The sequence below is a fragment of the Bradyrhizobium sp. BR 10289 genome (assembly GCF_019455385.1).
Taxonomy (GTDB): Bacteria; Pseudomonadota; Alphaproteobacteria; order Rhizobiales; family Xanthobacteraceae; genus Bradyrhizobium.
The window spans coordinates 1-25,643 of record NZ_JACOFR010000004.1 but is presented as its reverse complement, the minus strand read 5'-3'; the positions used below and the strand labels follow the sequence as shown (position 1 = coordinate 25,643).

General features: G+C 63.4%; 29 protein-coding genes and 1 pseudogene. 12 read left to right on the top strand and 18 right to left on the bottom strand.

Translation table 11 applies throughout. From position 1 onward, the window contains the following. Nucleotides 1–64: 64 nt before the first annotated feature. From HYH08_RS09040 to HYH08_RS09010, 8 genes are all read right to left on the bottom strand, one after another. Entirely contained in the window at nucleotides 65–853 is a 789-nt protein-coding gene (locus HYH08_RS09040; protein ID WP_502787587.1) for a heme-binding protein, read from the bottom strand. A 57-nt stretch (nucleotides 854–910) separates the two neighbouring features. Beyond that, nucleotides 911–1,840 (bottom strand): cytochrome c oxidase assembly protein, encoded by a 930-nt coding sequence (locus tag HYH08_RS09035; RefSeq protein WP_220009430.1) that lies wholly within the window; start codon nucleotides 1,838–1,840, stop codon nucleotides 911–913. After that, the gene (locus HYH08_RS09030; RefSeq protein ID WP_220009429.1) at nucleotides 1,828–2,181 is read right to left on the bottom strand and encodes a hypothetical protein; all 354 of its coding nucleotides are present in this window, start codon (nucleotides 2,179–2,181) and stop codon (nucleotides 1,828–1,830) included. Before HYH08_RS09030 ends, HYH08_RS09035 begins: the two co-directional genes overlap by 13 nt. Then, nucleotides 2,178–2,777, bottom strand: a complete 600-nt coding sequence (locus HYH08_RS09025) for a cytochrome c oxidase subunit 3 (protein ID WP_220009428.1) — start codon at nucleotides 2,775–2,777, stop codon at nucleotides 2,178–2,180. The genes HYH08_RS09030 and HYH08_RS09025 overlap by 4 nt, the downstream gene beginning before the upstream one ends. Next, entirely contained in the window at nucleotides 2,774–4,678 is a 1,905-nt protein-coding gene (ctaD, locus tag HYH08_RS09020) for a cytochrome c oxidase subunit I (RefSeq protein WP_220009427.1), read from the bottom strand. The genes HYH08_RS09025 and ctaD overlap by 4 nt, the downstream gene beginning before the upstream one ends. Before the next feature lie 5 nt (nucleotides 4,679–4,683). Next, on the bottom strand, nucleotides 4,684–5,682 hold the full coding sequence (coxB, locus tag HYH08_RS09015) for a cytochrome c oxidase subunit II (protein WP_228747680.1): 999 nt from the start codon (nucleotides 5,680–5,682) through the stop codon (nucleotides 4,684–4,686). Between the two features lie 102 nt (nucleotides 5,683–5,784). Then, nucleotides 5,785–5,907, bottom strand: a complete 123-nt coding sequence (locus HYH08_RS37665; protein ID WP_283844111.1) for a hypothetical protein — start codon at nucleotides 5,905–5,907, stop codon at nucleotides 5,785–5,787. Nucleotides 5,908–5,932: 25 nt separating this feature from the next. Beyond that, nucleotides 5,933–6,142: a hypothetical protein gene (locus tag HYH08_RS09010; protein ID WP_220009425.1), complete on the bottom strand. Its 210-nt coding sequence runs from the start codon at nucleotides 6,140–6,142 to the stop codon at nucleotides 5,933–5,935. Between the two features lie 89 nt (nucleotides 6,143–6,231). On the opposite strand from HYH08_RS09010, the gene HYH08_RS09005 reads away from it, so the two are divergent. Continuing rightward, nucleotides 6,232–6,690, top strand: a complete 459-nt coding sequence (locus tag HYH08_RS09005) for a metallophosphoesterase family protein (RefSeq protein ID WP_349631407.1) — start codon at nucleotides 6,232–6,234, stop codon at nucleotides 6,688–6,690. A 225-nt stretch (nucleotides 6,691–6,915) separates the two neighbouring features. Beyond that, nucleotides 6,916–7,644: a Crp/Fnr family transcriptional regulator gene (locus HYH08_RS09000; RefSeq protein ID WP_220009423.1), complete on the top strand. Its 729-nt coding sequence runs from the start codon at nucleotides 6,916–6,918 to the stop codon at nucleotides 7,642–7,644. On the opposite strand, the gene HYH08_RS08995 is transcribed toward HYH08_RS09000, so the two are convergent. Continuing rightward, nucleotides 7,641–7,853, bottom strand: a complete 213-nt coding sequence (locus tag HYH08_RS08995) for a DUF6894 family protein (protein WP_220009422.1) — start codon at nucleotides 7,851–7,853, stop codon at nucleotides 7,641–7,643. The genes HYH08_RS09000 and HYH08_RS08995 overlap by 4 nt on opposite strands. Before the next feature lie 164 nt (nucleotides 7,854–8,017). On the opposite strand from HYH08_RS08995, the gene HYH08_RS08990 reads away from it, so the two are divergent. The 4 genes from HYH08_RS08990 to HYH08_RS08975 all read left to right on the top strand — a co-directional run bounded on the left by HYH08_RS08990 (nucleotide 8,018) and on the right by HYH08_RS08975 (nucleotide 10,209). Next, entirely contained in the window at nucleotides 8,018–8,875 is an 858-nt protein-coding gene (locus HYH08_RS08990) for a glucose 1-dehydrogenase (RefSeq protein ID WP_220009421.1), read from the top strand. A 206-nt stretch (nucleotides 8,876–9,081) separates the two neighbouring features. After that, nucleotides 9,082–9,279, top strand: a complete 198-nt coding sequence (locus HYH08_RS08985; RefSeq protein ID WP_220009420.1) for a hypothetical protein — start codon at nucleotides 9,082–9,084, stop codon at nucleotides 9,277–9,279. Between the two features lie 122 nt (nucleotides 9,280–9,401). After that, nucleotides 9,402–9,899 carry a ferritin-like domain-containing protein gene (locus tag HYH08_RS08980; RefSeq protein ID WP_220009419.1) on the top strand — a complete coding sequence of 166 codons (498 nt, stop codon included), beginning with the start codon at nucleotides 9,402–9,404 and terminating at the stop codon, nucleotides 9,897–9,899. Nucleotides 9,900–9,975: 76 nt separating this feature from the next. After that, on the top strand, nucleotides 9,976–10,209 hold the full coding sequence (locus HYH08_RS08975; RefSeq protein WP_220009418.1) for a hypothetical protein: 234 nt from the start codon (nucleotides 9,976–9,978) through the stop codon (nucleotides 10,207–10,209). 50 nt (nucleotides 10,210–10,259) lie between these two features. On the opposite strand, the gene HYH08_RS08970 is transcribed toward HYH08_RS08975, so the two are convergent. Genes HYH08_RS08970 through HYH08_RS08960 form a run of 3 tightly spaced genes read right to left on the bottom strand, consistent with a single transcriptional unit; the run spans nucleotide 10,260 to nucleotide 13,114 of the window. Then, nucleotides 10,260–11,396, bottom strand: coding sequence for a DUF305 domain-containing protein (locus HYH08_RS08970; RefSeq protein ID WP_220009417.1), 1,137 nt, complete (start codon nucleotides 11,394–11,396; stop codon nucleotides 10,260–10,262). Continuing rightward, a complete protein-coding gene (locus HYH08_RS08965) occupies nucleotides 11,383–11,928 on the bottom strand; it encodes a hypothetical protein (protein ID WP_220009416.1) in 546 nt (181 codons plus the stop codon). The genes HYH08_RS08970 and HYH08_RS08965 overlap by 14 nt, the downstream gene beginning before the upstream one ends. Before the next feature lie 10 nt (nucleotides 11,929–11,938). Next, nucleotides 11,939–13,114, bottom strand: coding sequence for a zinc-dependent alcohol dehydrogenase (locus HYH08_RS08960; RefSeq protein ID WP_220009415.1), 1,176 nt, complete (start codon nucleotides 13,112–13,114; stop codon nucleotides 11,939–11,941). A 157-nt stretch (nucleotides 13,115–13,271) separates the two neighbouring features. Here HYH08_RS08960 and HYH08_RS08955 point away from each other — a divergent pair, with 157 nt between their 5' ends. Both HYH08_RS08955 and dusA read left to right on the top strand, forming a co-directional pair. Then, nucleotides 13,272–14,069 (top strand): SDR family NAD(P)-dependent oxidoreductase, encoded by a 798-nt coding sequence (locus tag HYH08_RS08955; RefSeq protein WP_220009414.1) that lies wholly within the window; start codon nucleotides 13,272–13,274, stop codon nucleotides 14,067–14,069. A 299-nt stretch (nucleotides 14,070–14,368) separates the two neighbouring features. Continuing rightward, nucleotides 14,369–15,364, top strand: a complete 996-nt coding sequence (gene dusA, locus HYH08_RS08950) for a tRNA dihydrouridine(20/20a) synthase DusA (RefSeq protein ID WP_220009413.1) — start codon at nucleotides 14,369–14,371, stop codon at nucleotides 15,362–15,364. A 32-nt stretch (nucleotides 15,365–15,396) separates the two neighbouring features. Here the strand turns inward: dusA and HYH08_RS08945 are convergent, their stop codons facing one another. Continuing rightward, complete coding sequence (locus HYH08_RS08945; RefSeq protein WP_220009412.1) at nucleotides 15,397–16,335, bottom strand: polysaccharide deacetylase family protein; 939 nt, start codon at nucleotides 16,333–16,335, stop codon at nucleotides 15,397–15,399. A gap of 166 nt (nucleotides 16,336–16,501) precedes the next feature. Here HYH08_RS08945 and speB point away from each other — a divergent pair, with 166 nt between their 5' ends. After that, nucleotides 16,502–17,464, top strand: a complete 963-nt coding sequence (gene speB, locus HYH08_RS08940) for an agmatinase (protein WP_220009411.1) — start codon at nucleotides 16,502–16,504, stop codon at nucleotides 17,462–17,464. Between the two features lie 4 nt (nucleotides 17,465–17,468). On the opposite strand, the gene HYH08_RS08935 is transcribed toward speB, so the two are convergent. The 5 genes and pseudogenes from HYH08_RS08935 to HYH08_RS08915 form a co-directional block, all read right to left on the bottom strand. Further along, nucleotides 17,469–18,023: a TIGR02281 family clan AA aspartic protease gene (locus tag HYH08_RS08935; RefSeq protein WP_220009410.1), complete on the bottom strand. Its 555-nt coding sequence runs from the start codon at nucleotides 18,021–18,023 to the stop codon at nucleotides 17,469–17,471. Nucleotides 18,024–18,051: 28 nt separating this feature from the next. Further along, nucleotides 18,052–18,255, bottom strand: coding sequence for a DUF1289 domain-containing protein (locus tag HYH08_RS08930; RefSeq protein WP_220009409.1), 204 nt, complete (start codon nucleotides 18,253–18,255; stop codon nucleotides 18,052–18,054). A gap of 45 nt (nucleotides 18,256–18,300) precedes the next feature. Continuing rightward, nucleotides 18,301–19,887 carry a sensor histidine kinase gene (locus tag HYH08_RS08925; RefSeq protein WP_220009408.1) on the bottom strand — a complete coding sequence of 529 codons (1,587 nt, stop codon included), beginning with the start codon at nucleotides 19,885–19,887 and terminating at the stop codon, nucleotides 18,301–18,303. Between the two features lie 133 nt (nucleotides 19,888–20,020). Next, nucleotides 20,021–21,298, bottom strand: a complete 1,278-nt coding sequence (gene nhaD, locus HYH08_RS08920) for a sodium:proton antiporter NhaD (protein WP_220009407.1) — start codon at nucleotides 21,296–21,298, stop codon at nucleotides 20,021–20,023. A gap of 21 nt (nucleotides 21,299–21,319) precedes the next feature. After that, a pseudogene (locus HYH08_RS08915) lies at nucleotides 21,320–22,216 on the bottom strand (NAD(P)-dependent oxidoreductase); the annotation flags it as partial. 165 nt (nucleotides 22,217–22,381) lie between these two features. Between HYH08_RS08915 and HYH08_RS08910 the strand changes: the two are divergent. The 3 genes from HYH08_RS08910 to HYH08_RS08900 all read left to right on the top strand — a co-directional run bounded on the left by HYH08_RS08910 (nucleotide 22,382) and on the right by HYH08_RS08900 (nucleotide 25,366). Next, on the top strand, nucleotides 22,382–22,819 hold the full coding sequence (locus HYH08_RS08910; RefSeq protein ID WP_220009405.1) for a VOC family protein: 438 nt from the start codon (nucleotides 22,382–22,384) through the stop codon (nucleotides 22,817–22,819). Nucleotides 22,820–22,927: 108 nt separating this feature from the next. Further along, entirely contained in the window at nucleotides 22,928–24,070 is a 1,143-nt protein-coding gene (locus tag HYH08_RS08905; protein ID WP_220009404.1) for an Mrp/NBP35 family ATP-binding protein, read from the top strand. Between the two features lie 204 nt (nucleotides 24,071–24,274). Further along, the gene (locus tag HYH08_RS08900) at nucleotides 24,275–25,366 is read left to right on the top strand and encodes a TRAP transporter substrate-binding protein (RefSeq protein ID WP_220009403.1); all 1,092 of its coding nucleotides are present in this window, start codon (nucleotides 24,275–24,277) and stop codon (nucleotides 25,364–25,366) included. Nucleotides 25,367–25,643: the final 277 nt, after the last annotated feature.

Sequence of the window (25,643 nt, the reverse complement as noted above, 5' to 3'; positions counted from 1 at the left end):
AGGCCGGTTTGCGAACGTACAAACGTTGTGCGCTGGCTTGGTTCCTAAGCCTCGGCCTGTCCGGCTATCTCACCACGCTTCCGGCGACGCCGGCACCGAGATCGACGGCGATCTGGTCTTCCTTGCCGTCGCATTTGGGATGGCCAAAACCCGACGGGCTTTTGCCGTCCTGCCCGATATCGTAGATGATCGCATCCTTCATGTTCGGGCTGACGCCGGCCGGCACGTGATCGAGGCCGAGGAAGTGACGCACGCGCCAGGCGACATTGTGATCTGCGCAGGAGCTGTCGCCGCTGACGCCGAGCGCGCCGGCGATGCCGTTGCCGTCATAGAGTGCCAGCCCGCCGCCGAAGACGATGACGCCGCCGACGGGTTTGCCGACCATCGGATCACGCGCTGTTCCGAATTCATCCGGCGTGCCGGCGTAAAGAACGTCCGGTGCGGGCGGATTGCTGAGCGCCGCGCCGAACAGGAAGCCGCCGGGCTGGGCGCCTGCGTAGAGATTGGCGGTCGCCATCGCCTTGTTCTTCAGGCTGAACGCATTGGCGGTGTTGGCTTTCTCGGCGGCGATCGCGCGACTGCCGGGCCACTGGTCATCGACCTTGCTGCCGCTATAGGCGATCGCGCAGACGACGCCCTGCCGGTTCACGACGGCGGCCCATTCGTTGTTGTCGAGGCCGCCATTGCTCGGGCCGCCGCCGGGCTTGACGCTTTTCTTGAGAATGTCGGCGAGCTGGTCGTGGTCGACCGGGCACGACATTCCCGGGCGCGGTTGGTCCTGAGCGATCGAACGATCGGGCGTCGCAAACATCGCGGCGAGAATGACGGCCGTCATGGCGGTGCGCTTGCTCATCTGACCTCCAAGGAGATTTCAGCCAGCATGGCGAACGTTGTGCTGCACTAGCGGTTCCTATGGTCCTCGCGAGCCGGCGTGCCGAACCGCGGGCAGGCGGACATCGAACTCGGTCAGCCACCGATAAGCGAAGAACAGGGCTGCAGCGGTATAGAGCACGCCCATGGGCACCCACATCAAGATGCCGGCGAGTTGCTGATCCTCCAGCGGCGACAGACCAAATTCACCGGCGAGGGCGCCCTGGCCGGGAATCCATACGCGCGTTGACAGCGTCAACAACGCTCCCAGCACGCCGGAATGAAGCACAGTGACGAACAGGCACGCAATCGCGATGCCGTCCCGAAGCCGCACGCTGCGCCCAACACCGCGGCCATGGAGAAGCACCCACCAGAACAACAGCGCAGTGGCAAAGAAGCTGATGTGCTGCAGGCGATGGACGGCGGTATTTTCCAGCGCCCACGCATAGAGCGGCGGCGCATGCCAGGCCCAGAGTGCCAGGCCATGCAAGGCGGTTGCGCTGACGGGATGGCCAAGGAGAGCCCATGGCCGCGCGATGATCGGCCAATTCAGGAATCGGCCGGCGGATGGACGAAGCCCGGCCGGAAGGCTCCACATCAGCGGCCCGTTGATGCGGCCGAACGCCATCAGGGGAGCTCCTATCACCATGAGCAGCTCGTGCTCGATCATGTGAGCGGTGAACAGACGCTCGCCGAGCCAATGCAGCGGCGAGGTGAGGGCGAGCGCGACGATCAGCCATCCCGTCCAGAACGCGCCGACCTGGCGGAAGCTGACGCCTCTACCGCCGCCCGCATGGTGCCAGAGCCGCTGTGTGCCGATGTAGAAGCCGATGCCGACCGCATAAAGCGGTGCCAGAAGCCAGGGATCGAAGCTCCAGAGCGAACCCGGATCGACATCCGAGATGCCGTGCGCCGTTGCCGGCGCCGCAACCAGGCCAAGCAGAAGGGCCAACAGGCTCAGCGCAGGCATGGGCTGATCATCAGCGATGCCGCGAGCTGATTCACGATGACGAGCGCGAACAGCACGCCGGACCCGACACCGAGCCAGGCCATGAACGTCCGGGGACCGCCGCCTTCCGCATCGGCCCATTCCGCGCCGGCCCCGCGCCGAACCGCACGGGCCGATATCGCCGTGCCCGCGAGAGCGACGATGGCCAGGACGGCGCTCATGATCGTGCCGGTGAGCTTTGTCGTCTCGCAGGAGAAATGGGCGAGCGCATAGACGCCTTGCAGGTTGATGCCCCACGCCAGCGGTCCGAGCGCGACGCCAGCCCAATAGAACAGTTTTGGATGTCGTTCAGCAGCGGTCATAGGCGGGGCACCCAGTCGAGCAGCACATAGAGCGGCAGCCAGGCCAGTACGACAAAGTTCCAGTAGAACACGTTGTCGGTGACGTCGCTGAACCGGCGCGGCCTGGCGTGGCGTGTGAACATCAACACCGTCAGAACGACGGTGTCGCCGACGTCGGTGGCGAGATGGGTCGTGTGCAGGCCCAGGATCAACCAGACGATCGATCCGTAGGCCGAGTTGTCCCAGCGCGTGTTGAGATGGGCGAACTCGAAGCCGCGCAGGATCAGCAAAGCAATTCCGATCAGCGACATCACGATGAGGCCCGTACGGACTTTCGCAAGGTCCTGTCGATGAGCGGCGCGATTGGTCATCTCGTTCGGAATGACGCTCAGGAGATAGACGATGGTCTCGGCCGTCCCGGGCCAGAGATCGGGCGGTGTAGCCCCAATCGGCCAGTTCGGGTTGACGGCGTAGAGATAGAGGTAGCCCCCGATCGCTATGGCAAATCCCATGCCCTCGAGCGCCATGAAGCCCATGGCGCCCCACCAGGGGCCGCTACGCGGGCCGTAACCATAGGTTGGCAGTTCCGCGACATTGCGGACGATGGTTTGCCTCACTCCTCGTCCTCCTTGCTGCCGCCCGGCCAAAACCAGCCGATCAAGGTGACCGCCATCGGCGGCGTGCCCCAAAGCACCGCCCAGGGCGTGAAGATCGAGCCGATGAAGAACACCGTGGTTGCAATGGCCGTCAGCAGCGGCCAGATGCTCGGTTCGGGCGACGCCTCGCGGATCTGCGGCTCTGCTTCGGCCAGCGACGTTAGAAGCACTTCGCGGCGCTCCAGGCTGAGGCCGGCCACGACGGGCAGGCTCGCATGGTCGAGCCACAGCGGATCGCGGTGCTTGACCACGGGAATGCGGTCGAAATTCTGCGGCGGCGGCGGCGAAGACGTCGCCCATTCCAGCGTCGAAGCATCCCAGGGATTGTCGCCTGCGAGCGCACCGCTGCGGAGACTGATGACCACGTTGACGAGCAGCAGCGCAAAGCTGAGCGCGAAAATGGCGGCCCCGCCGCTGGACAGCAGGTTGAGGTGCGCCCAATCCATATCGGCGGTGTAGGTATAGACGCGCCGCGGCATCCCGATCAGCCCGAGGATGTGCATCGGGAAGAACGCGACATTGAAGCCGACAAAGGCCAGCCAGAAATTCCAGCGGCCGAGCCGCTCGCTCAGCATCCGGCCGGTGATCTTGGGAAACCAGTAATAGACGGCGCCGATGAGCGGGAACACCGCTCCGCCAATCAGGACGTAGTGGAAGTGCGCGACGACGAAATAGGTATCGTGCACCTGTGTGTCGATCGGCACCGATGCGACCATCACGCCGGAGAGGCCGCCGAGCACGAAGATCACGATGAAGCCGATCACGAACAGGAGCGGGGTGCGGTAGACCGGACGGCCGTCCCAGAGCGTCGCCAGCCAGCAGAAGATCTGTAATCCGCTCGGCACCGCGATCAGCATGCTGGAGGCGGTGAACAGGCCGGCGCCGAGCTGGGGCAGGCCTGTCACGAACATATGGTGGACCCACAGGCCGAACGACAGGAAGCCGGTCGCGATCAGCGAAAGGATGACGACCGGATAGCCGATCACCGGCCGGCGCGCGAACGTTGCGAGGATGGCCGAGACCATGCCCGTGCCGGGGATGAAGATGATGTAGACCTCGGGATGGCCGAAGAACCAGAACAGGTGCTGCCAGAGCAGGGGATGTCCGCCCGAGGAGGAATCGTAGAAGCGCGTGTTGACGAGACGATCCAGGATCAGCGAGGTCGATGCGACCATGATCGAAGGCATCGCGAACATTACCAGGAAGCTGGTGACCAGCATCGCCCAGACGAAAAGGGGAATGCGATCGAGCGTCATGCCGGGCGCGCGCAGCTTGAACACGGTGACGACGATCTCGACCGAAACCGCGAGCGCCGCGACCTCGGTGAAGGTGATCATCTGCGCCCAGACGTCGGGCCGCTTCGTCGGCGTATACTGCAGCGACGACAGCGGAACATAGGCGAACCAGCCGACATCCGGACCGACATTGAGTGCAAAGGAAATCCAGAGGAAGCAGCCTCCGAATAGAAACATCCAGTAGCTGAACGCATTCAGGCGCGGGAAGGCGATATTCCGCGTTCCGACCATCAGGGGCACGAGGTAGACGGCGAATGCCTCCATCACCGGGACGGCGAACAGGAACATCATCGTCGAGCCGTGCATGGTGAAGATCTGGTTGTATTTGTCGGCTGACAGGAACGTCTGCTCGGGGCCGGCGAGCTGAATGCGCATCAGGATCGCAAGGAGGCCGCCGAGCAGCAGGAACGCGAACGCCGTGACGATGTAGCGGCGCCCGACGACCTTGTGGTCGACCGACATCAGGGCGCCGAGCAGTCCCGACGGCGTACGCCAGATCCTGTCGAGTCGCGTGGAGAGCTCGAGGCCGTTCAGCGCGTCGTCGCGCAGCTCGCGTTCGTCAGCCATCACGGTCACTTGAGCTGCTCCAGATAGTTGAGGATCGCGATGAGCTCGTCCGATTGCAGCGGCATCTTCGGCATGAAGTTGCCGGGCTTGATGTGCTGTGGATCGGCGATCCAGGCGCCGAGCGTGGCCGGCGTGCGCGGCAGCGTTCCGGCGGCGATCGTCGTTCGGCTGCCGACGTGGGTCAGATCGGGACCCAATTGCCCGCCAGCGAGGGTGCCGCGCACGGTGTGGCAGAGCGCGCAGCCTCTTGCACGGAACAGCCGCTCGCCCTGCTTGCCGAGAGGGTCGGTCGGGCTGTTCGCGCTCCGGTTCTCGTGGTCGCGCCAGCGGCCGTACTCATCGGGCGATAGCGCGAGCACGGCAAAAGCCATGTGCGCATGCTGAAGTCCGCAGAACTCGGCGCACTGGCCGCGATAGACGCCGGCGTTCTTGGCAGTGAACTGCAGCTCGTTCTTCTGCCCGGTGATGAGATCCATCTTGCCGGTCAGGCTCGGCACCCAGAAGCTGTGGATCACGTCGGCGGATTCCAACTCGACCTTCACCGGTTGACCGGTCGGAATCCGGATCTCGTTGGCGGTCACGAAGCTCTTGTCGGGACTGTCGTCCTCGTAGCGAACCTCCCACCACCATTGATGGCCGATGATCTTGAGGGTGAGGGCGTGCTCGTCCTTGGCGAAGACGGTGCGTTGGCCGGCATAGCTGACGATGGAGAGACCCAGAACGATGACGAGTGTTGCGAGCCCCAGGACGAAGACGACGCGACCGGCCGTCCTTTCAAAGGGCTGGTGCAGGGCGAGTGGCTGGTCGGCTGCACGCTTTCGGCGCAGCATGCCGACAGCAAGCACGATCGTCACGGCGATCCAGACGACGGCCGCGACGCTCAGGAAGACGAAGAAGGTATTGAGGATCTGGTTCGACTGAAGCCCTTGCGGGTCGAGCGCCGACTGCCGGCCGGCACAAGCGGCCAGCGGCAACGTCGCAAATGGCACCAGAGCCGTTCGCATCCGGACAGGCATCGATGTTTGCCGTGCTCCCCTGTTGGTAGGGCGAACCGGTCAATCCTATGAAGGTTCCTATTGCACCGAACGCCCCGGTTCACAGACGCCTTAGAACGGCCATCCCCTGGCCGCGACGAAGATCGCTGCGTCGGCCGCAGCCATGAGCAGCAGGACGAGGACAACGGCAATCACTGCGCCGGGCTGAGTGATTGCGCGAAGGTCTTCAAACATCACGCATCCCCGTCTGCAAGGCTGCTCATCTTGTCATGGGCTTTTGCGGGTCGTCGCGGCGCTGGGCGGCTTCCGTGTTCCGGTCCAGCTGCGCGCGCTCGCTGCGACGCAAATGGCCGGATCGCCTGACGCCATACCAGATCACAGCGCCAAGGATGAAGGCGCCGATGAACCACAGCCACAACGCGGTGGCCGAGACGTCTCCCAAAAGCATGCCTACGCCGCTATTGCCCATTTCTGCGCTCCGGTTAGATATCCGGCAATGCGAGCATGCTGCCGTGGTTCCTAGGCGCCGCGCCTGGGCATAAAGTCAGGAGAAGCGCTGTGATCAGGGTGGGCGTGATTTCGGATACGCACGGGCTGCTGCGGCCGGAAGCGGTGCACCATCTGGTCGGGGTTGCGCATATCATTCACGCCGGCGATATCGGCACCGAGGATGTGCTCGAGGAGTTGCGCAGGATTGCGCCGGTCTCGGCCATCCGGGGGAATGTCGATACCGGCGATTGGGCGCGGAACTATCGGGATACGGAAACCGTGCATCTCGGCGGGCACGAGTTTTACATCCTGCATGATCTGAATGAGCTGGGGAGCAAACCTGCCCCCGTCAGCGTTGACGCCGTGATCTGCGGTCATTCGCACCGGGCAAGCGTCAAGACGATCGACGGGGTGCTTTATCTCAATCCCGGGAGCGCCGGGCCGCGGCGGTTCAAGCTCCCGATCACGCTGGCGACGCTCGATCTCGACGAGAGCGGCGAGATTCGACCGATCGTGCACACGCTCTGAGGTCCTGGACGTGCTCGAAGCCCACCGGTTCCTTTCACTCAAAGTGAGCCAGGTTAAGAATTTACCTGCAAACTTGCTCAATGATAAGTTTTGGAACGATCTTGTAGCTTGGCGTTGTCGTCCATCATCGGCTGATACTCATGGGCGTCGATGCTGAGAGTGTTGTGCTCCCGCCTGACAGGCCGGAGTGGTTTGTATCATTCGGGTCTCGAGATGGAGCACCCGATGCCGGCAAACCTAGCCTCCGCCCTGATTACAAAGCTGACCGTGTCCAACAATCTGGACGCTGCTGACATCCGCGCCATTCACGGTCTTCGGATCCGCGAGCGGCATCTCAATGCCGGCGAGGTCATTGTTGCCGATGGGGACCGGCCAAGTGACTGCTGCCTGATTGTGGAAGGATTTGCGTTCCGCTCGAAGACGACCTCGGACGGCGAACGACAGGTTCTCTCGATCCACATACCGGGAGAAATCCCGGACCTTCAAAGCCTCCATCTCAAGGTCATGGACCATGACCTTGTCACCGTCACGCGGTGTAGGCTGGGTTTCATCGCCCACGACGAGCTCAGGGAAGCCAACCGCCAGCACCCGAACCTGGCATCGGCACTATGGCGCGAAACACTCATCGATGGGGCGATCTTCAGGGAATGGATCGTCAATGTCGGGCGACGCGAGGCGACGCCCAGAATGGCTCACCTCCTGATAGAGCTGCATCGGCGTCTGAAGGCCATCGGGCACACGAACGATGGAGAGTTCGGCTTGCCCATCACTCAAACCGACCTGGGCGATTGCCTTGGCCTCTCGGTGGTGCACACCAACCGGGTCCTCCAGAACCTCCGGAAGGAAGGGCTGGTCTCGGTGAGCAGGTCGGAGTTTCACATCCTCAAGCCCGAGGAGATGGAGAGATTGGCAGGCTTCGACCCCACCTACCTGCATCTCAGCCCGAGCACTTAGGATAGTCGTTGAGCCCGCACGTCGATGCGGTAGAGCGGATTGCCGTCCCTGTGAACCACCAGAGACCAGTCGCCGCCGGTGGAACTGAGGGTGGATTCGATGTCCCTGACGGTGCGGAGAGCCTGGTACCAGGCTGCTTCGTCGTCCGGCAGCTCTTCGCTGTCAGAGAAATCATCGCCGTCCGTGATCTTGAAGGAGTATCTGGTCATTCAGCTGAACTGCGGGAACGCGCGTCTCGTTCCTAACCGCCAGTTCAGATCCGCTGGCTCTTGCCGAGCGAGATCATCGTGCGATTGCGGAGAGAGGTGTGATCGGCGGGCGAGGAACGCTAACGCCCGCCTTCCGTTACTGGAGCAAATTCCGGAGCAACGCCATGACCGAATATCCCAAGCCTCCTTATCCTGCCCAGCAGCAACCGATGCCCGGTTCGACCCGCGCGATGAAGCCGCGGCCGGATCATGGCGAGGAGAGTTACAAGGGGGCGGGCCGCCTTGCCGGCAAGCGGGCTATCATTACAGGCGGCGACAGCGGCATCGGCCGCGCTGTCGCGATTGCCTATGCCCGCGAGGGCGCGGACCTCATCATCGCCTATCTGAACGAGGATGAGGATGCGGCCGAGGTCAAGGCGCTGGTCGAACGGGAAGGGCGCAAGGCCGTCCTGATTGCCGGCGACATCAGCAATCCCGATCATTGCCGTTCCATTGTCCGTCGCGCGGTCGCGGAACTCGGGGGTATCGACATCCTCGTCAACAACGCGGCCCATCAGGCGACGTTCAAGGACATCGGCGACATCAGCGACGAGGAATGGCAACGAACATTCGAAGTGAACATCCACGCCATGTTCTATCTGGCCAAGGCGGCCGTTCCGCACATGCGGCCGGGCGCGGCGATCGTGAATACGGCTTCCGTGAACTCGGACATGCCCAACCCAAGCCTGCTCGCCTATGCCACGACCAAGGGGGCCATTCAGAACTTTACCGGCGGGCTCGCGCAGATGCTCGCTGCCAAGGGTATTCGGGTCAACGCGGTTGCCCCGGGACCGATCTGGACGCCCCTTATCCCGTCGACCATGCCCGAGGAGTCCGTCAAGAATTTCGGCAAGCAGGTGCCAATGCAGCGCGCCGGGCAACCGGCCGAGCTTGCGACGGCCTACGTGATGCTGGCAGATCCGCTCTCGAGCTACACCTCGGGAGCCACGCTCGCCGTGACCGGCGGGAAGCCGTTCATTTGAGCGTGTTTTGCCCGACGAGTCAGCTCCAGTTCGCAACCAGACGTTCATTGCCGCCAAGCCATTGATCTCATTGGCACGGGCTACTGTGCATGGGGTTGTTTTCGCTTTTGTCTCGATTGGCGTAATCGCGGGGCGGCGGCGTAGCAACCCGAATTAGGAACGCCTCTTCCGGCGACAGGTTTTCGAGGCAGTCACGGGAGAACAGCATGGATCAAAACGACCCCGCCAATGTCAGGCCCCGACAGAACAGCGCAGTCGGCTGGATCGTCGGCGCCATCTTCGTCATAGCCGTCGTCGCGGCCGTCTTCCTCTACGACGGGCGCGATGTCGGTCAGCAGGCCACCACCACGGCTCCGACCAACGCCCCGAGCGTCACCACCGGTTCGACCTCATCAAACAAGTAGGTGATGTTCGGCTATCGCAGGTTAGCCCTGGGCCCTGTTCCAGAAGGCAGAAGCTAGCAGGCAGGAACGATCGCCGTGGGCCGCGGTTGCGGCATGGAAGCTAGTCAAAAGGAGCACAGCACATGGCGAATGCCGCACGCGACACATTCGTGGTTGGACTACGCAATGCACATGCGATGGAAGTGCAGGCGAGGGAGTTGATGGAACGCCAGTCGGAAAGACTGGACGAGTATCCGGAAGTCAAGGCAAAGGTCGCAGCTCACCTTCAGGAGACCAACGAGCAACTGAAACGGCTCGAGCGGTGTCTGGAAGCCTGTGGCGAGAGCACGTCCAGTCTCAAGGACACCGCGCAGTCCGTGATGGCCAACATCCAGGCGATGGCGCACTCGGCGGCCAATGACGAGATCCTGAAGAACACCTTCGCCAACAATGCATTCGAGAACTTCGAGATCGCGGCCTACAAGTCCCTCATTGCCCTCTGCGGCGCCGCCGGCGTCACCGGGGCCAAGGCAGAGCTGGAGGCTTCTTTGGGGGAAGAGCAGCGTATGGCTGCGTGGATCGACTCCAACGTCGAAAAGGTGACGATGGAGTTTCTGGCGCATCAGCGGCAGGCGGCATAACGGACTGTCAGGGCCTGCTGCGGCATGGTGCTGGCCCGCCCTGTGCCGCACAGACCGTGCAGCTCACTGCGATCCGATGACACACCTCATCTTCAGTGACTATCGCAATCCGGCTGCCGAGCAAGCCTACGAGATCGCCTGGGACTATCTCGCACGTGCCGGCACGATCCGTGATGAATTCAAGGCCTGCGTGTTCCTTGCGCAGCGAGTCGCTGTGATGGTCGACCAGGGGCAGACGAACCGCATCCGGATGGCCAACCGGGCGATCACCGAATATCAGCGCTATATTGACGAAAGCGACGATCCCTAGGATGCGCTGGGGTGGGGCAACGCTCCAGGCGGCGGAGACGGGCCCGGCGGTCAATTGACGTTGTCGTCCAGCATGTTCCGGGTTGCGGTCAGCACTGCGGCAAAGCCGCTCGCGCCGTGCATCAACGCGATCGTGCCCTGCTGCTCATGACGAATGGCATGGGCCATGACCCGCAGGCGGAGATCGCCGCGGCTGTGCCACATCTGATCCGCCATTTTGACCGCTCCCTTGTGGTGCCGGCTCATCATCTCGACGAAGACGGCGTCGAATTGGTCGGCTGGCGCGAGGGCGACCAGCCGCATCTCGGCCGATGTGAGGAACCCTGGCATGGCGGCGCGCTCGTCGGAGCTGCAATCAGGCATCGTGATGTCGAACCAACTCAGCCACCAATTTTCAAGAAGTCTGCTTTCGCCGGTCTGGCTTGCCACCAGGAGCTGGGCGAGTTTTTGCAGATGCGGATCTTGCGCACGCCGGACGGCAATGCGCGCCAGCGCGATGCCCTGGGCGTGATGCGTCGTCATATGACGCATGTAGGTCTGGTCTGCATCCTTGTCTCGTCCGACCCACGGCAGTTCATAGCCATGGCTGCCGAACATGGCGACGATTCCAAGCGTTGCCACGATGGCAAGTGCACCCGCGAGCCAAGCGTCGGTGAACCGCAAATCTCGCTCGGCAGCCGCGCCGCGTTCCCACCGGAGCCGCGCGAACAGGGGGTACATCAGGGCCGACGAAGCATGGACGAGAAGCCCGATCCAGTATGGCTGCTGGAGCGTGAACAGCGGCTGCCAGAATGGGAAGAGAGGCACCAGCACGAACCATTCCATGCCGGACGAAAAGATCGCCCACGGCAACGCCAGAAGCAGGATCGCCAACGGCCGCAGGGTAGCGGTCCAGCGTCCAAGGACACCAAAGAAGACGACCGCCCAGGAAAAGTCCGCCCATTGATGAAAGGCAATGCCGATAAGAATTGCGCTCCACGACGGCTCCGAGCCGAGCGCCCAGTCGCGAACCGGAATGGCCGCGACCGTCGTCCAGTCCACCGCCGCGTCTCGGCCAATCCGCGCTGCGAACAACTGGCTGACGATGGTGGAGAAGGTACTGCTGATCAGCCCAAGCTCGACGGCGGCAATCCAGCGTGAGCGCCGCCGTCGCTCGTTTGCAATCCCGGCTTGGTCAGGAGGTGACACCGGCCGTCGCGTGCTGGATCATGTCCTTCGCTCGACCTTTCGCTGCCTGAAGCCCCTTGGGGAAGCCGCTGCGATTAGGATACAGCTTGCGCCGCGCATTCGGCGAGGGCCGCTGCGGCTTGGTTTCCTGAGCGGCGCGGTAGTCCAGCACGGCAATGCCGCCGACCATGAGGAGCGCAAGCACGATGTTGCCCTTCTTTGGATTATCGGACGCCAGGCCCGAAAGAAGGGCAGCCGCATCCAGACCGTCTCCACCAACGCGGGCCCATAGTCCCGCGTTCTTGTCGACCGAGAGCGACATCACGCCGGCGAGGATCTCACGCACGCCAAAAGCACGGACCATCGTCTCGTGTCCCTCCATCCCGAGCGTTTCCGTGACGCGCCGAGGCGCGAGGAACTCGACGATGCCGAGACCGATGCTGAACCAGCCGAGGGCGCGTGCGAGTTGGTCTTGCGGCCGCTTCAGGCTCGGTCCCCCCTCGACGATCTTGGGATCGCCGTTGGAGCGTACGATATTGGAGAAATGAAACATGGTTGCTCCTTCAGGGCTTCAACACGACCTTGACACAGGAATCGCGCTTGTCGCGGAACACCTGGTACATTTCGGGACCTTGCGCGAGCGGCACAGTGTGGGTGATGACGAATGAGGGATCGATCTCGCCTTGCTCGATGCGGTGAAGCAGATCGTCGGTCCAGCGATTGACGTGGGTCTGCCCGGTGCGCATCGTCAGACCCTTATTCATGAACGCACCCATCGGAAGCTTGTCGGAGAAACCGCTGTAGACGCCCGGAACAGAGATGATGCCGCCGGGCCGGCAGACGTAGATCATCTCCCGCAGCACGTGGGGCCGGTCACTTTCCAGCATGACCATCTGCTTGGCGCGGTCGAGCAAGGTGTCCGGCCAGGCCGCCATCACATGCGATTCCATCCCGACGCAATCAATGCACTTTTCCGGACCTTTGCCGTCAGTGAGCTCCTTGAGCCGCTCCAGGACGCTCTCATTCTCGAAATTGATCGTGGTCGCGCCAGCGGCTTCCGCCATGCTGATCCGCTCGGGCAGGCAGTCGATGGCGACAACTTGATTGGCGCCGAGCAGGATGGCGCTCCGGATCGCCATTTGTCCGACTGGACCACAGCCCCAGATCGCAACCGTATCCGTCGGTACGATGTCACATTGTACGGCGGCCTGCCAGCCGGTGGGGAAGATGTCGCTGAGAAACAGCAGCTGTTCGTCTGGGATGCCCGCGGGAACCTTGATATGCGTGGCATCTGCGAAAGGCACGCGCAGATATTCCGCCTGTCCGCCGGGATAGCCGCCGGTCAAATGGGTGTAGCCGAACAGACCTGCCGTCGAATGTCCGAACACCTTATCGGCCAGGTGCTTCTTACGGTTGGTGGTCTCGCACACGGAGAAATTGCCGCGCTTGCATTGATCGCATTCGCCGCAAATGATCGTGAAGGGGACGACTATGCGGTCGCCCTTCTTCAATTTGCCATCGACGCCGGAGCCGACTTCGACGACTTCCCCCATGGTCTCGTGGCCCATGATGTCGCCGGGCATCATGCCGGGAATGAAATTGTGGAAGAGGTGCAGGTCTGATCCGCAGATCGCGCAGCTCGTGACCTTGATGATCGCGTCGCGCGAGTCCTGGATTTCCGGATCGGTGACGGTATCACACCGGATATCCTCCTTGCCGTGCCAAACCAACGCCTTCATTTTTGTTCTCCACCTGAACTACGAGGCATCCAAGTCCAGAATAGAACGATAGTTTCTATTGCTGCCGGAAATCTTCGCGTTCGATTGCGAAGGTCCGATAGGAACGAGCGGCATGCGCAACGATTGGCCGTCATCAAGGTCAGCGCGAGGATACGTCATGTCTGCCGATCAATTGTCTGCCAGCAAACTCGCCGTCGTAACCGGAGCCTCCACTGGAATAGGTCTGGAACTCGCAAGGTGTTGTGCCGAAGACGGGTTTGATCTCGTCATTGTCGCGAACGAGCCCGCAATCGAGACGGCTGCCGCCGAGTTGCGCAGGCTCGGCGGAAGCGTCAAAGTCGTGCAGGCCGATCTCGCCACCACCGAAGGCGTCGACGAATTATGTGCCGCGGTCGGCGACCGCCCGATCGATGCGCTGCTCGCCAATGCCGGCGTCGGCCTCGGCCAAGCTTTTCTTGATCAGGATTTCGCCCGGATCAGGCGCGTCGTCGACACCAATATCACCGGAACTCTCTATCTCATCCATCGCGCCGGCAATGAGATGCTCCGGCGGAACTCTGGGCGTATTCTCATCACGGGCTCGATCGCAGGCTTCATGCCCGGCAGCTTTCAGGCCGTCTATAACGGCACCAAGGCGTTCCTCGATTCGTTCTCCTTCGCACTGCGCGAGGAGCTGCGCGACAGCGGCGTGACTGTCACCTGCCTGATGCCTGGTGCGACCGAGACCGAATTTTTCCGGCGCGCCGACATGATGGACACCAAGGTGGGCACCGAAAAGAAGGATGACGCGCGCGAGGTCGCGAAGGCCGGCTTCGACGCGATGCTGCGGGGAGAGTCAGACATCGTCACAGGAATGAAGAACAAGATCCAGACGACGTTGGCGAACGTCACCCCGAACGAGATGCTGGCCAAGCAGCACCGCAAGATGGCGGAGCCGGGTACGGCAAAGTCGTAACGCGGCGCGCAGCATTCGGGCGGTTGGGAATTCGATCGGAAGTGGTCGACGATCGCACAAGCGCGGCACAAAGCCTATACGCGGAGGGGGTATAGGCCGGTGCTGATTCGTGAGCCCCAATCTCCGATGCACGCCTTACGGGTAATACGTGCATTCCTCCCCGCGCCTGCGTGACGTGCCCAGGGATAATCCGAAGAAGTAATTTCGGCTTCCAATTCATGCATATATGGTCCTACAAACTGCGGGAGCTTGCTCAAACAGTGACCCTAGGGCTCGATCAGAGTCGAAATATAAGTAGAATGAATGGCTTAAGGCGAAAATTTACCGTGGCGCCCATGATGGATTGGACCGATCGGCATTGCCGGGTGTTCCACCGACATCTGACCGGCCGGGCGCTGCTTTATACCGAGATGCTGACGACCGGCGCCATCATTCATGGCGACCGGGAGCGGCTGCTTGGGTTCGATGAGGTGGAGCATCCGGTCGCGCTTCAGCTGGGCGGGTCGGATCCGCGCGAGCTCGCGCGGGCCGCGCGGATCGGCGAAGAGTTCGGCTACGACGAGGTCAATCTCAATGTCGGCTGCCCGTCCGATCGTGTGAAGGATGGGCGCTTCGGCGCCTGCCTGATGGCGGAGCCGGAGCTGGTGGCGCGATGCGTCGCGGCGATGAAGGCTGCGGTCTCCGTTCCGGTCACAGTAAAATGCCGCATCGGCATTGACGATCAGGATCCGGACGTGGCGCTCGATACGCTGGCGCGCGCGGTGGTCGCTGCCGGCTGCGATGCGCTGATCGTGCATGCGCGAAAGGCCTGGCTCAACGGCCTGTCTCCGAAGGAGAACCGCGACATCCCGCCGCTCGACTACGATCGGGTCTATCGCCTCAAGCGCGCGATGCCTGAGGTGCCCGTCATCATCAATGGCGGCATCCTGAGCATCGACGAAGCGAAAGCGCATCTTGCGCATGTCGACGGCGTGATGCTCGGTCGCGCCGCCTATCAGGAGCCGTGGCGGCTGCTCTCGGTCGATGCCGATATCTTCGGCGAGACGGCGCCGCATGCGACCATGCAGGACGCGTTCGAAGCGATGATGCCCTATATCGAGCAGCAGCTTGCGCGGGGCACACGGCTGCACGCCATCACGCGACATTTCGTCGGCGCATTCCATGCCGTCCCTGGCGCGCGCGCCTTTCGACGCCATCTCGCCGAGAATGGGGTGAAGCCGGGCGCAGGTGTGGACGTGTTGCGCGATGCGATCGCGCGTGTCGGAGCGCGTGCGCTGGCGGAGGAGGCGGCCTAGGCGCACTTAGCGGAACAGATCGAAGTGATAGTTCACTTCGACGCGGAAGGCGTGGAATTGCGCGGAAGTCGCGGAAAGATTCGGCCGACCGGTTCGGGATATTGCGGGAGCAGCTCGACGCGAGGCAGGTGGCGCCCCGCGTCGATCTCGCCGCGGACATGCGCCGCGATCTGCTCCATGGGCGCAAACCAGACGTCGCCTTGCGCGACCACTTGCTCGAGGAAGCCGGCGAACACATGCCAGCGCGCGAGCCGTCCCGTCGCGAAGGGGTGCAGCGTCGGGATCCACAACCCGCCATAGGCGTAGGCGGCCTGGAACTCCTCGCGGAAGGCGGCAAAGCCGTTGCTGGGGCTGCGGATGGGCATGAAATAGTCGAGGTCAAAGGACTGGACGTATTGCGGCCAGTCGTCGAGCCCCCAATGCGTCGGCAGCTCGATCAGCTCGCCGCCATTGGCACGGCTCTTGATGACATAGGGCACGTCATCGCCCATCAGCGAAGCATCATAGGTGAAGCCTCGCGCCAGCAGCAGGTCGAGCGAGCGATGCGAGAAATTGTAGAGCGGCGCCCGCCAGCCACGCGGCGCCTGTCCGGTCGCCTTGCGGATGATGTCGATGCCGAGATCGAGCCAATGGGCCTCTTCGTCCAGAGTCTGGTTGAGCGGGTTCTCGTGAATATAGCTGTGATGCCCGATCTCATGTCCGCCGGCGAGCATGGCCTCGATGGCCGAGGGATATTGCTCGATGCACCAGGCGGGAACGAAGAAGGTCTGTTTGATTCCGAGCCGCCGATAGGTCTCAACGATGCGCGGGACCGCGACGGTCGGACCATAGCGCAGCATGGAAATGCCCGAGACGCGCTGATGGCCGTCACCGGGATGCTCGACATGGATCAGGCTGTCGGCATCCATGTCGAATGTCAGGCAGCAGGCGCACTTCGCGCCGTTCGGCCAGCGGACGGGATTGGCGATCATGCGTGGCGTCTCCGGATTCAGGCTTCCGCGCAAGCGCTCGGCGGCGGTGGTTTTGAGGCCATGCATCGGCTGTGCCATCGCGCGTGGGCGCTATCGCGAAATCGTCATATCAACTGGAACGGAATCTGCTTCTGCCAGCACTGACAACTCGGCGATCGGGGGAAGCATGGCACATGGGTATGAAGGCGGCAGACTGGACCTGCCATTTGTCGGGCACTGCACCTTCGGCAAGCGGCCCGTTTGCCTCGACTGGGACAAGCTCGCCGCCGATGTCGCGGTGCTCGGCGTGCCCTTCGACATGGGCACGCAATATCGCTCGGGCGCAAGGTTCGGGCCGCGCGCCATCCGCGAAGCCTCGACCCTGTTTTCGTTCGGCCATGGTGGCGCCTACGATCATGAGGACGACGTCACCTATCTGCCACTCGAAAAGGTACGCATTGTCGACGTCGGCGACGTCGACATCGTCCACACCGACACGTCCCGGAGCCATGCCAATGCGGAAGCGGCGGTCCGCAAGATCCTGGAACGCGGCGCGCTGCCGGTGGTCCTTGGCGGCGACCACGCCGTCAACATTCCCTGCGTCAGGGCCTTCAGCGCACATGGCCCGATCCACATCGTTCAGATCGATGCGCATCTCGATTTCGTTGACGTCAGGCACGGCGTGCGCGAGGGCCACGGCAATCCGATGCGCCGCGCGGCCGAGCAGGACCATGTCACGGGCCTGACCCAGATCGGCATCCGCAACGTGTCGTCGACCGCCCGCGAGGGCTATGAGGATGCCCGTGCGCGCGGCTCCACCATCCTCTCGGTCCGGCAGGCCCGCAAGCTCGGCACAGAGGGCGTCCTCGACCGGATTCCGCACGGCGCCCGCTATTACGTGACGATCGACATCGACGGCTTCGACCCCTCGATTGCACCGGGAACGGGAACGCCGAGCCACGGCGGCTTTCAATATTATGAGGTGATGGAAATCCTTCAGGGCCTGACTAGGCGCGGCGATGTCGTCGGGGTCGATCTCGTCGAGGTCGCTCCCGCCTACGATCCTGCCGGCGTGACCAGCATTCTTGCGGCACAGGTGCTGATGAACTTCCTCGGCTACATCTTCGAACAGCGTTCGCAGCGATCGTGATGCTCTAATCTACCGCCGTGCGCGCGCGGCGGTGGCTGCCCGGGGGCTCCGGATAGCCGGTAAGCATCAACGTGTCGGAGCGAACGCCCCAGCTTTCGAGGCGGTCGAGGAAGCTCATGCCGAGCAGGTTGGTCTTCATCTGGCCGCGCTGCACGACGAGCGCCGGCACCGATTTCTCGACCAGATGACCGACTGAGAGACGATCGAGCGTGAGGCGCGCGGCCTTGGTATGGCCGCCGGCGGTCTCGAGATCGACGTTGTATTCGAGCATCTCGAGCGGCAGCCCGATCGCTTTGGCGGTCTCCCAGGTCAGCACCACCGAGGTCGCACCGGTGTCGATCACCATCGGTGCGGCGACGCCGTTGATCTTCGCGCGCAGCGCGAACTCGCCGCCCTGGCCGCGCTGGATCTGTACGGCGGGGGCAGGCGATGCAGTCTGTCCGCGGAAGATGTGCGAGACCTTGTGGCTTGCGCGGGCGATCTGATCAGGGTCGCCATAGGCGACGACGGCGCCGGCCGTGCCGGCGAGCATGACGAGGACGAGCAGGAAACGGATCATGGCGCGCCCCCGTGCTGACGCAGTCCGGTCAGGCGCGTTTCGGCGATCCCGCGATCGGCTGCAAACCAGCCTCCGCCATACGCCCGGGCAACAGCGCCATGACCGAAAGACGTTCCGCGCTCTCCATGGCGTGCCAGCGTGCGATCTCCGGCAAGGTGCGGCCGCAGCCGAAGCACAGCTTGCTCTTGGGATCGATCATGCAGACGGCGACGCACGGCGTTTCTTTGCTCATACGGACATAGTGGAGGATGGTCGGGCATTTCTGCAAGCATCTCGTTTAGGAGCCCGTGCCTGCGCTCATGATCGGCTTGTGGCGCGGCCGGCGCTTCTCATCGGGAACCTCCGGCTGCAGGGGCGGAGAATCATCCGACATCGGCGCCAGCGCGCTCATCACGCGCTCCGGCGGGAAGGTGACGATCACCTCGGTGCCGATGCGCAGCTTCGATTTCAGCGTGAAGGTGCCGCCATGCAGGTCGATCAGATTCTTGGCGATCGGCAGGCCGAGGCCTGCGCCCTGTTCGGCCGATTTGATCGAGTTGGAGCCCTGGCCGAAGGACGCAAGCACGACCGGGATCTCGTCCTCGGGAATGCCGGAGCCGGAATCCTTCACCGACAGATATTGTCCGCCCGACGCCGTCCAGCCGGCCTTAAGCCAGATCTCGCCGCCTTGCGGGGTGAACTTGATCGAGTTGGAGAGCAGATTGAGCACGACCTGGCGGATCGCGCGCTCGTCTGCCCAGAGCCGCGGCATCGCCTGTTCGAACACCTCGTGGATGGTGATGCCGCGGCTCGAGGCGCGCAGCTTCATCAAGTGATGACAGTCGGCGACGATGCCGACCAGCGACACCGCTTCCTCGTTCAGCTCGTAGCGGCCGGCCTCGATCCGCGACAGGTCGAGGATCTCGTTGATGAGGTTGAGCAGGTGCACACCGGAATTATGGATGTCGGCGGAATATTCCTTGTAGACCGGCACCGCATGCGCGCCGAAGATCTCGCTCTTCATCACCTCGGAGAAACCGAGGATCGCGTTCAGCGGCGTGCGCAGCTCGTGGCTCATCTGCGCGAGGAAGCGCGATTTGGCGACGTTGGCGGATTCGGCGCGGTGACGCGCTTCGTCGGAGATGGCTTTGGCCTGTTCCAGCTCGCCGATCAGCGCGTCCTTCTCGGCGCGCGCTTCCAGCGTTGCGAAGGTCGAGGAGTGCAGGCGATGCGCCAGCAGCACGAAATAGCCTTCGGCGGCGAGCGCGAGCGCGGCAAGGATGTAATTGTCCAGCGAGCCGGTCATCGCGAAGCTCAGCGCCATGGCAACGGCGACCGGGGCGGTGGCGGCAAGAGCCGCAATCGGCAAGTTCGCCGCGAGCATGCTCGATACTGCGATCACCAGCAGCATCAGGAACATCATCAGCGTTTCCGTGACCATGTCGAGCACGGGATGGATCAGGATCGCCATCCAGCACAGGCCATAGAGCAGGTCGAGCACAACGAAGCGCGTCCGCCAGGCGCGCGTTGCGGCAGGCGAAGTGGGCTCGGCCAGGAAGCGGTGGCAGCTGCGGATCAGCGCGGCGTGGATGCAGAGCATGCCGGCGGTCCAGGCCGCGGCTGGAATCGGCTGCATCCACAGCCCGAACAGCACACCGGTTGCGACCACCAGCAGCATCACAACGTAGGAGGCAGACAGCCGTGTCTGCGCATATTGGCGCAGCATCTCGGCATCGAAGGCCGGGCGGGTTCCGCTGGTCGACGTTAACTTATCGCGCGCCTCGCGCACCCGCTGCGAGGCAGCCCTGCGGCTGCTCGCCGATGGTGCGCTCACCGGCTCGGCCGGAAGCTGCACGACCTCAGGCTTTTCAGCGGGTTTACTCATCGACACAACAACGATTCCTGCCCGCGCGAGGCGGGCCTTCTGCATTCTCTATCTCTGGCAAGAAATCCTTAAGAGGTGACTTAAGGAGCTAAAGAATTACGTTAACCGGGCGTTAATTCTGGGCGCGCGCGGCTCAGTGCAACCACGCGTGCTGCGCGATGTAGACCACCGCGCCCGCCAGATAGCCCGCCAGCGCAGGGCCGGCGATGCGGCGGGCGTACCAGAGAAACTCGATCCGCTCGAGCCCCATGGCGGCGACGCCCGCGGCCGAACCGATGATCAGGATCGAGCCGCCGGTTCCGGCGCAATAGGCGATGAACTCCCAGAGGAAGCTGTCGGCCGGGTAATGCGCGAGGTCGTACATGCCCATGGTCGCGGCGACCAGCGGCACGTTGTCGATGACGGCGCTGAGCAGGCCGAGCACGACTACGATGACGTCCTGTCGTCCGATTGTGGCATCAAGCCACTTGGCCAGCATCGAGAGCAGCCCGGCATGTTCGAGGCTGGCGACCGCGAGCAGGATGCCGACGAAGAACACGATCGAGCCCATGTCGATCCGGGTCAGCGCGTGCGCCAGCGTGAGCGGCTGGCGGACATGCTCGTCCTTGTCGCGATGGACGATCTCGCCGACCAGCCAGACGATGCCGAGCCCGAGCAGTACGCCCATGAAGGGCGGCAGATGGGTCAGCGTCTTGAAGGCGGGCACCGCGATCAGCACGCCGAGGCCGAGATAGAACATCACGTTGCGTTCGAACGGATCGACGCCCTGCAATCCGCCGTCCCTTGACGGCGCCGCGATGGTCTTGCCGCGCAGCGCCAGGCTAATGAACACCAGCGGCACCAGCAGATTGAGCAGCGAGGGCAGGAACACCGAGCTCATGATCTTCAAGGGCGTGATTTGCCCGCCAATCCACAGCATGGTCGTGGTGACGTCGCCGATCACGGTCCAGGCGCCGCCGGCATTGGCGGCGATGACGATCAGCGAGGCGAACAGCAGGCGGTCGTCGCGCCGGGCGATTAGCCGCTGGATCAGCGAGACCATCACGATGGTGGTGGTCAGATTGTCGAGGATCGCGCTGAGGAAGAAGGTCACGAAGCCGATCAGCCAGATCAGACGAAGCTGGCTGGCCGTGCCGATGCGGGAGGTGATGACCTCGAAACCGTCATGGGCATCGATGACCTCGACGATAGTCATCGCGCCGATCAGGAAGAACACGATCTGCGCGGTGGAGGCGACGGACTCGTCGAGCTGACGGCCGACCAGCGCATGATCGCCCGTCATCATGGCGTAGATGGTCCAGAGCACGCCCGCACCGAGCAGCGCGGACGCACTCTTGTTGACCCCGATCGGATGCTCGAGCGCGATCGCCGCGTAGGCTACAACGAAGATGGCGGCGAGCGCGATCAGCAAGGCGGGTCAGTTCGTCTGGTGTCAGCGGTTGAGGCGCGCGAGCAGGCTCGACGTATCCCAACGCTTGCCGCCCATCTTCTCGACCTCGGCGTAGAATTGGTCGACCAGCGCGGTGACCGGGAGATTGGCGCCGTTGCGGCGGGCCTCGGCGAGAGCGATCGAGAGGTCCTTGCGCATCCATTCGACCGCGAAGCCGAAATCGTATTTGTCCTCGTTCATGGTCTTGTAGCGGTTTTCCATCTGCCAGGACTGCGCGGCGCCCTTGGAGATGGTCTCGATCACTGCGGGGACATCGAGGCCGCTCTTCTTGGCGAAGTGGATGCCCTCGGAGAGACCCTGCACGAGGCCTGCGATGCAGATCTGGTTGACCATCTTGGTCAGCTGGCCGCTTCCGGCGGGCCCCAGTAGTTTGCACATCCGCGCATAGGACCCCATGATGATCGGCTCGGCACCGGCATAGACATCCTGCGCGCCGCCGCACATCACGGTCAGCACGCCGTTCTCGGCACCGGCCTGACCGCCGGAGACGGGCGCGTCGATGAACTTGAAGCCGGCCTTGGTCGCGGCCGCATCGAGCTCGCGCGCGACTTCGGCAGAGGCGGTGGTGTGGTCGACGAAAGTGGCGCCCTTCTTCATGCCGGCGAAGGCACCGTCGGCGCCGATCGTGACCGCGCGGAGGTCGTTGTCGTTGCCGACGCAGCACATCACAAAGTCCTGGCCCTCGGCGGCGGCTTTCGGGGTCGCCGCGGTCCTGCCGCCGAACTTGTCCGCCCACTCCTTCGCCTTGGCCGCGGTGCGGTTGTAGACGGTGACCTCATGGCCCCCTTTTTTCACGAGGTGTCCGGCCATAGGGAAGCCCATCACGCCGAGACCGAGGAAAGCGACTTTAGCCATGTGTGTGTCCGTAGCTTGAGTTTTACGGTTGCAGCCGGGCGAGGGGCGCCAGCCGGGGTCCTTGGGGTTCCGCGTGAGGGCGGGCCGGGTGCACCATAAACCGTATGGGGCGGAGGGCAACGGCTTCGTTTGGCGGTCCCCTGTGCTAGGATGGCAGGACTAAGGACTTCAAAACAAGGGAGCGAGGCTATGGGCGGCGTGAGCGTTGGCGTCCTCGATCATTTCAACATCCGGACCCGGAATCTGGCCGAGACCGTACGCTTCTACGAGGACGTGCTGGGCCTGGAAAAAGGCGCCCGGCCGAACTTCGCCTTCCCCGGGGCCTGGATGTACAGCGAGGGCAAGGCGGTGGTGCACCTGGTCGATATTTCTCCGACCTCCGAGCCACAAAAGCCGGATTCCGGCGTTGTCCACCATGTCGCCTTCGTCAGCCGCGGGTTTGACGGCATGAAGCAGCGGCTGGCCTCCAAGGGCGTGAAATTCGACTTCCGCCAGGTGCCCGGCGGCGACCTCTGGCAGATCTTCGTCCACGACCCCAACGGGGTCATGATCGAGCTGAATTACGAGGCGGCCCTGGAGCAGGGGGCAGCCCCCGCCGAGATGGCGGACGATATTGGCAGGCAGTAGCCTTTTGGCTGTTTCCGCTCTAATGGGGCATCCTCAAGCCTTGAGCATGATCTTATCGGAAAAGCGCCCACACTTTTCCGGATCATGCTCTACTCTAGGAGATGCGCTTTGAGCGTGACGCAACAACAGGTTCTCGACAGCCTTGCCCGGATCAAATCGCCGCGCGGGGTTGCGCTCACCAATGCCAACGTGCTGAGCGCGATCAGCGCATCTGACGGCAAGGTGTTCTTCTCGATTAATGTCGATGCCACCGAGGCGCGGGCCTGGGAATCCGTCCGCGCCGAAGCCGAGGCTGCGGTGCGCGCCATTCCCGGCGTCACCACCGTGATGGTGGCACTGACGGCCGAGCGCAAGGCAGGCTCCGCACCGCCGCCGCCCCCGCAGCCGAGCCGCGGCGCGCCCGGCGTGCAGCCGGTCCATGCCCACAAGCCGGCGCCGCAGGGCGGCGCCCAGTCGCCGATGGCGCGGCAGTCGGAAATTCCGGGCGTTGCCGCCGTGATCGCGGTCGCCTCCGGCAAGGGCGGCGTCGGCAAGTCGACCACCGCCCTCAATCTCGCGCTCGGCCTGCGCGACCTCGGCCTCAGGGTCGGGCTGCTCGATGCCGATATCTACGGCCCCTCGGTGCCGCGCCTGACGGGCCTGCACGAGAAGCCGGAGCTCAACGACGAGCGCAAGATGATTCCGCTCCGGCGTTTTGGTCTGGCCATCATGTCGATCGGCTTCCTCGTGGAGGAAGAGACCGCGATGATCTGGCGCGGGCCGATGGTGATGTCGGCGGTGACGCAGATGCTGCGCGACGTCGCCTGGGGCACACTTGACGTGCTCGTCGTCGACATGCCGCCGGGCACCGGTGACGCCCAGCTCACGCTGGCGCAGAACGTGCCACTGAAGGGCGCGGTGATCGTCTCGACCCCGCAGGACCTGTCCCTGATCGACGCGCGCCGTGGCCTTGCCATGTTCAAGAAGGTCAACGTGCCCGTGCTCGGTATCGTCGAGAACATGAGCTATTTCCAGTGCCCGCATTGCGGCACGAAATCCGACATTTTCGGCCATGGCGGCGCGCGCCACGAGGCCGAGAAGCTCGCCGTCCCGTTCCTGGGCGAGATCCCCCTGCACATGGCGATTCGCGCCTCGTCGGATGCCGGTAGCCCGGTGGTCGACAGCGAGCCGGACGGGCCTCATGCGGCGATCTACCGCGCCATTGCCGGACAGGTCCGCGACCAGCTCAAGGGCGTCATCGCGGCGGCCTGAGCGGGTCCAAGCCAATCCTTTGGGGACATGCGACTTTCGTAGCGCCCCGTCATGCCAATGTCGCGTTCCGAAACGGGGCCGTCCGTGTTAAAGGCCCACGGCAGTCAAGCCCCTTCGGTTCGACGCGGCCCAAAACGCGTCGCCGGAATGAGCGGCAGCAAAGAGGAAGTTAGGGGAAACGCCCCAGCAAGGAGAGACCTGAAGATGAAGCGTCGTGATTTCCTGAAAGTGTCGGCAGCAGGCGCGGCGGCGACCGCCGCGGTGGCCTCGCCAGCGATCGCGCAGTCCTCGCCCGAGATCAAGTGGCGCTTGACGTCGAGCTTCCCGAAGTCGCTCGACACCATCTATGGCGGCGGCGAGCAGGTGGCCAAGTACGTCGCCGAGATGACCGACAACAAGTTCCAGATCCAGGTGTTCGCCGCCGGCGAAATCGTCCCGGGCCTGCAGGCGCTCGATGCGACCTCAAACGGCACCGTCGAGATGTGCCACACCGTTTCCTACTACTATGTCGGCAAGGACCCGACCTGGGCGATCTACGCCTCGGTGCCGTTCGGCCTCAACGCCCGCCAGCAGAACTCCTGGTGGTATCAGGGCGGCGGCGAGCAGCTCGGCAACGAGTTCTTCAAGAAGTCGAACGTGATCGGCTTCCCCTGCGGCAACACCGGCACCCAGATGGGCGGCTGGTTCCGCAAGGAGATCAAGACCGTTGCGGACCTCTCGGGCCTGAAGATGCGCATCGGCGGCATCGCCGGCCAGGTGCTGCAGAAGGTCGGCGTCGTGCCGCAGCAGCTCGCCGGCGGCGACATCTACCCGGCGCTGGAAAAGGGCACCATCGACGCGGCCGAGTGGGTCGGCCCCTATGATGACGAGAAGCTCGGCTTCGCCAAGGTCGCCAAGTACTACTACTACCCGGGCTTCTGGGAGGGCGGTCCGACCGTCCACGCCTTCACCAACCTCGACAAGTGGAATTCGCTGCCGAAGAACTACCAGGCGATCCTCACCAACGCGATGGCCAACGCCAACAGCTGGATGGCCGCGCGCTACGACATGCAGAACCCGGCGGCGCTGAAGCGTCTGGTCGCCGGCGGCACCCAGCTCCGTCCGTTCACCAACGAGGTGCTGGAAGCCTGCCTCAAGGCGACCAACGAGCTGTGGGGCGAGATCTCGGCCAAGAACCCCGACTTCAAGAAGTCGATCGACGCCATGCAGGCCTACCGCTCCGACGAATATCTGTGGTGGCAGGTCGCCGAATACACCTACGACAGCTTCATGATCCGCTCGCGCACCCGCGGCTGATCTTCGAACGCGTCGCAAGACGACAGGGCCCGGCCTCGTTCGCGAGGCCGGGTTTTTTGTTTGCGGCGCATGCGTTCGGGATGCCGAAACAAAAAATGTGAAAACAACCCCATGCACAGTAGAACCGGGGTGAGGGCGCGTGGCTCGATAGATGCTGTTAAGAGCCTGACACGACGGAGCAAATCGGCGGGACGGAGTAATCATGGCACGTCTGCCGCCACATCGTCATTGCTGTGCATGTTCACTAATTCGCTGATCGAATTCATCCTGTTGAGGG

Bases quoted from the DNA above. Each gene is read 5' to 3' on its own strand.
- HYH08_RS08930 (WP_220009409.1), bottom strand. From the start codon at position 18,255: ATGAGCAAAGAAACGCCGTGCGTCGCCGTCTGCATGATCGATCCCAAG.
- HYH08_RS37665 (WP_283844111.1), bottom strand. From the start codon at position 5,907: ATGTTTGAAGACCTTCGCGCAATCACTCAGCCCGGCGCAGTGATTGCC.
- HYH08_RS09010 (WP_220009425.1), bottom strand. From the start codon at position 6,142: ATGGGCAATAGCGGCGTAGGCATGCTTTTGGGAGACGTCTCGGCCACC.
- ctaD (WP_220009427.1), bottom strand. From the start codon at position 4,678: ATGGCTGACGAACGCGAGCTGCGCGACGACGCGCTGAACGGCCTCGAG.
- HYH08_RS08995 (WP_220009422.1), bottom strand. From the start codon at position 7,853: ATGACCAGATACTCCTTCAAGATCACGGACGGCGATGATTTCTCTGAC.
- HYH08_RS08945 (WP_220009412.1), bottom strand. From the start codon at position 16,335: ATGATCGCCAATCCCGTCCGCTGGCCGAACGGCGCGAAGTGCGCCTGC.
- HYH08_RS08985 (WP_220009420.1), top strand. From the start codon at position 9,082: ATGGATCAAAACGACCCCGCCAATGTCAGGCCCCGACAGAACAGCGCA.
- HYH08_RS08990 (WP_220009421.1), top strand. From the start codon at position 8,018: ATGACCGAATATCCCAAGCCTCCTTATCCTGCCCAGCAGCAACCGATG.
- HYH08_RS08900 (WP_220009403.1), top strand. From the start codon at position 24,275: ATGAAGCGTCGTGATTTCCTGAAAGTGTCGGCAGCAGGCGCGGCGGCG.
- HYH08_RS08975 (WP_220009418.1), top strand. From the start codon at position 9,976: ATGACACACCTCATCTTCAGTGACTATCGCAATCCGGCTGCCGAGCAA.
- HYH08_RS09000 (WP_220009423.1), top strand. From the start codon at position 6,916: ATGCCGGCAAACCTAGCCTCCGCCCTGATTACAAAGCTGACCGTGTCC.
- HYH08_RS09030 (WP_220009429.1), bottom strand. From the start codon at position 2,181: ATGACCGCTGCTGAACGACATCCAAAACTGTTCTATTGGGCTGGCGTC.
- HYH08_RS09035 (WP_220009430.1), bottom strand. From the start codon at position 1,840: ATGCCTGCGCTGAGCCTGTTGGCCCTTCTGCTTGGCCTGGTTGCGGCG.
- HYH08_RS08925 (WP_220009408.1), bottom strand. From the start codon at position 19,887: ATGAGTAAACCCGCTGAAAAGCCTGAGGTCGTGCAGCTTCCGGCCGAG.
- HYH08_RS08955 (WP_220009414.1), top strand. From the start codon at position 13,272: ATGTCTGCCGATCAATTGTCTGCCAGCAAACTCGCCGTCGTAACCGGA.
- coxB (WP_228747680.1), bottom strand. From the start codon at position 5,682: ATGCGAACGGCTCTGGTGCCATTTGCGACGTTGCCGCTGGCCGCTTGT.
- HYH08_RS08965 (WP_220009416.1), bottom strand. From the start codon at position 11,928: ATGTTTCATTTCTCCAATATCGTACGCTCCAACGGCGATCCCAAGATC.
- speB (WP_220009411.1), top strand. From the start codon at position 16,502: ATGGCACATGGGTATGAAGGCGGCAGACTGGACCTGCCATTTGTCGGG.
- HYH08_RS09040 (WP_502787587.1), bottom strand. From the start codon at position 853: ATGAGCAAGCGCACCGCCATGACGGCCGTCATTCTCGCCGCGATGTTT.
- HYH08_RS08935 (WP_220009410.1), bottom strand. From the start codon at position 18,023: ATGATCCGTTTCCTGCTCGTCCTCGTCATGCTCGCCGGCACGGCCGGC.
- HYH08_RS08910 (WP_220009405.1), top strand. From the start codon at position 22,382: ATGGGCGGCGTGAGCGTTGGCGTCCTCGATCATTTCAACATCCGGACC.
- HYH08_RS08980 (WP_220009419.1), top strand. From the start codon at position 9,402: ATGGCGAATGCCGCACGCGACACATTCGTGGTTGGACTACGCAATGCA.
- dusA (WP_220009413.1), top strand. From the start codon at position 14,369: ATGAATGGCTTAAGGCGAAAATTTACCGTGGCGCCCATGATGGATTGG.
- HYH08_RS08960 (WP_220009415.1), bottom strand. From the start codon at position 13,114: ATGAAGGCGTTGGTTTGGCACGGCAAGGAGGATATCCGGTGTGATACC.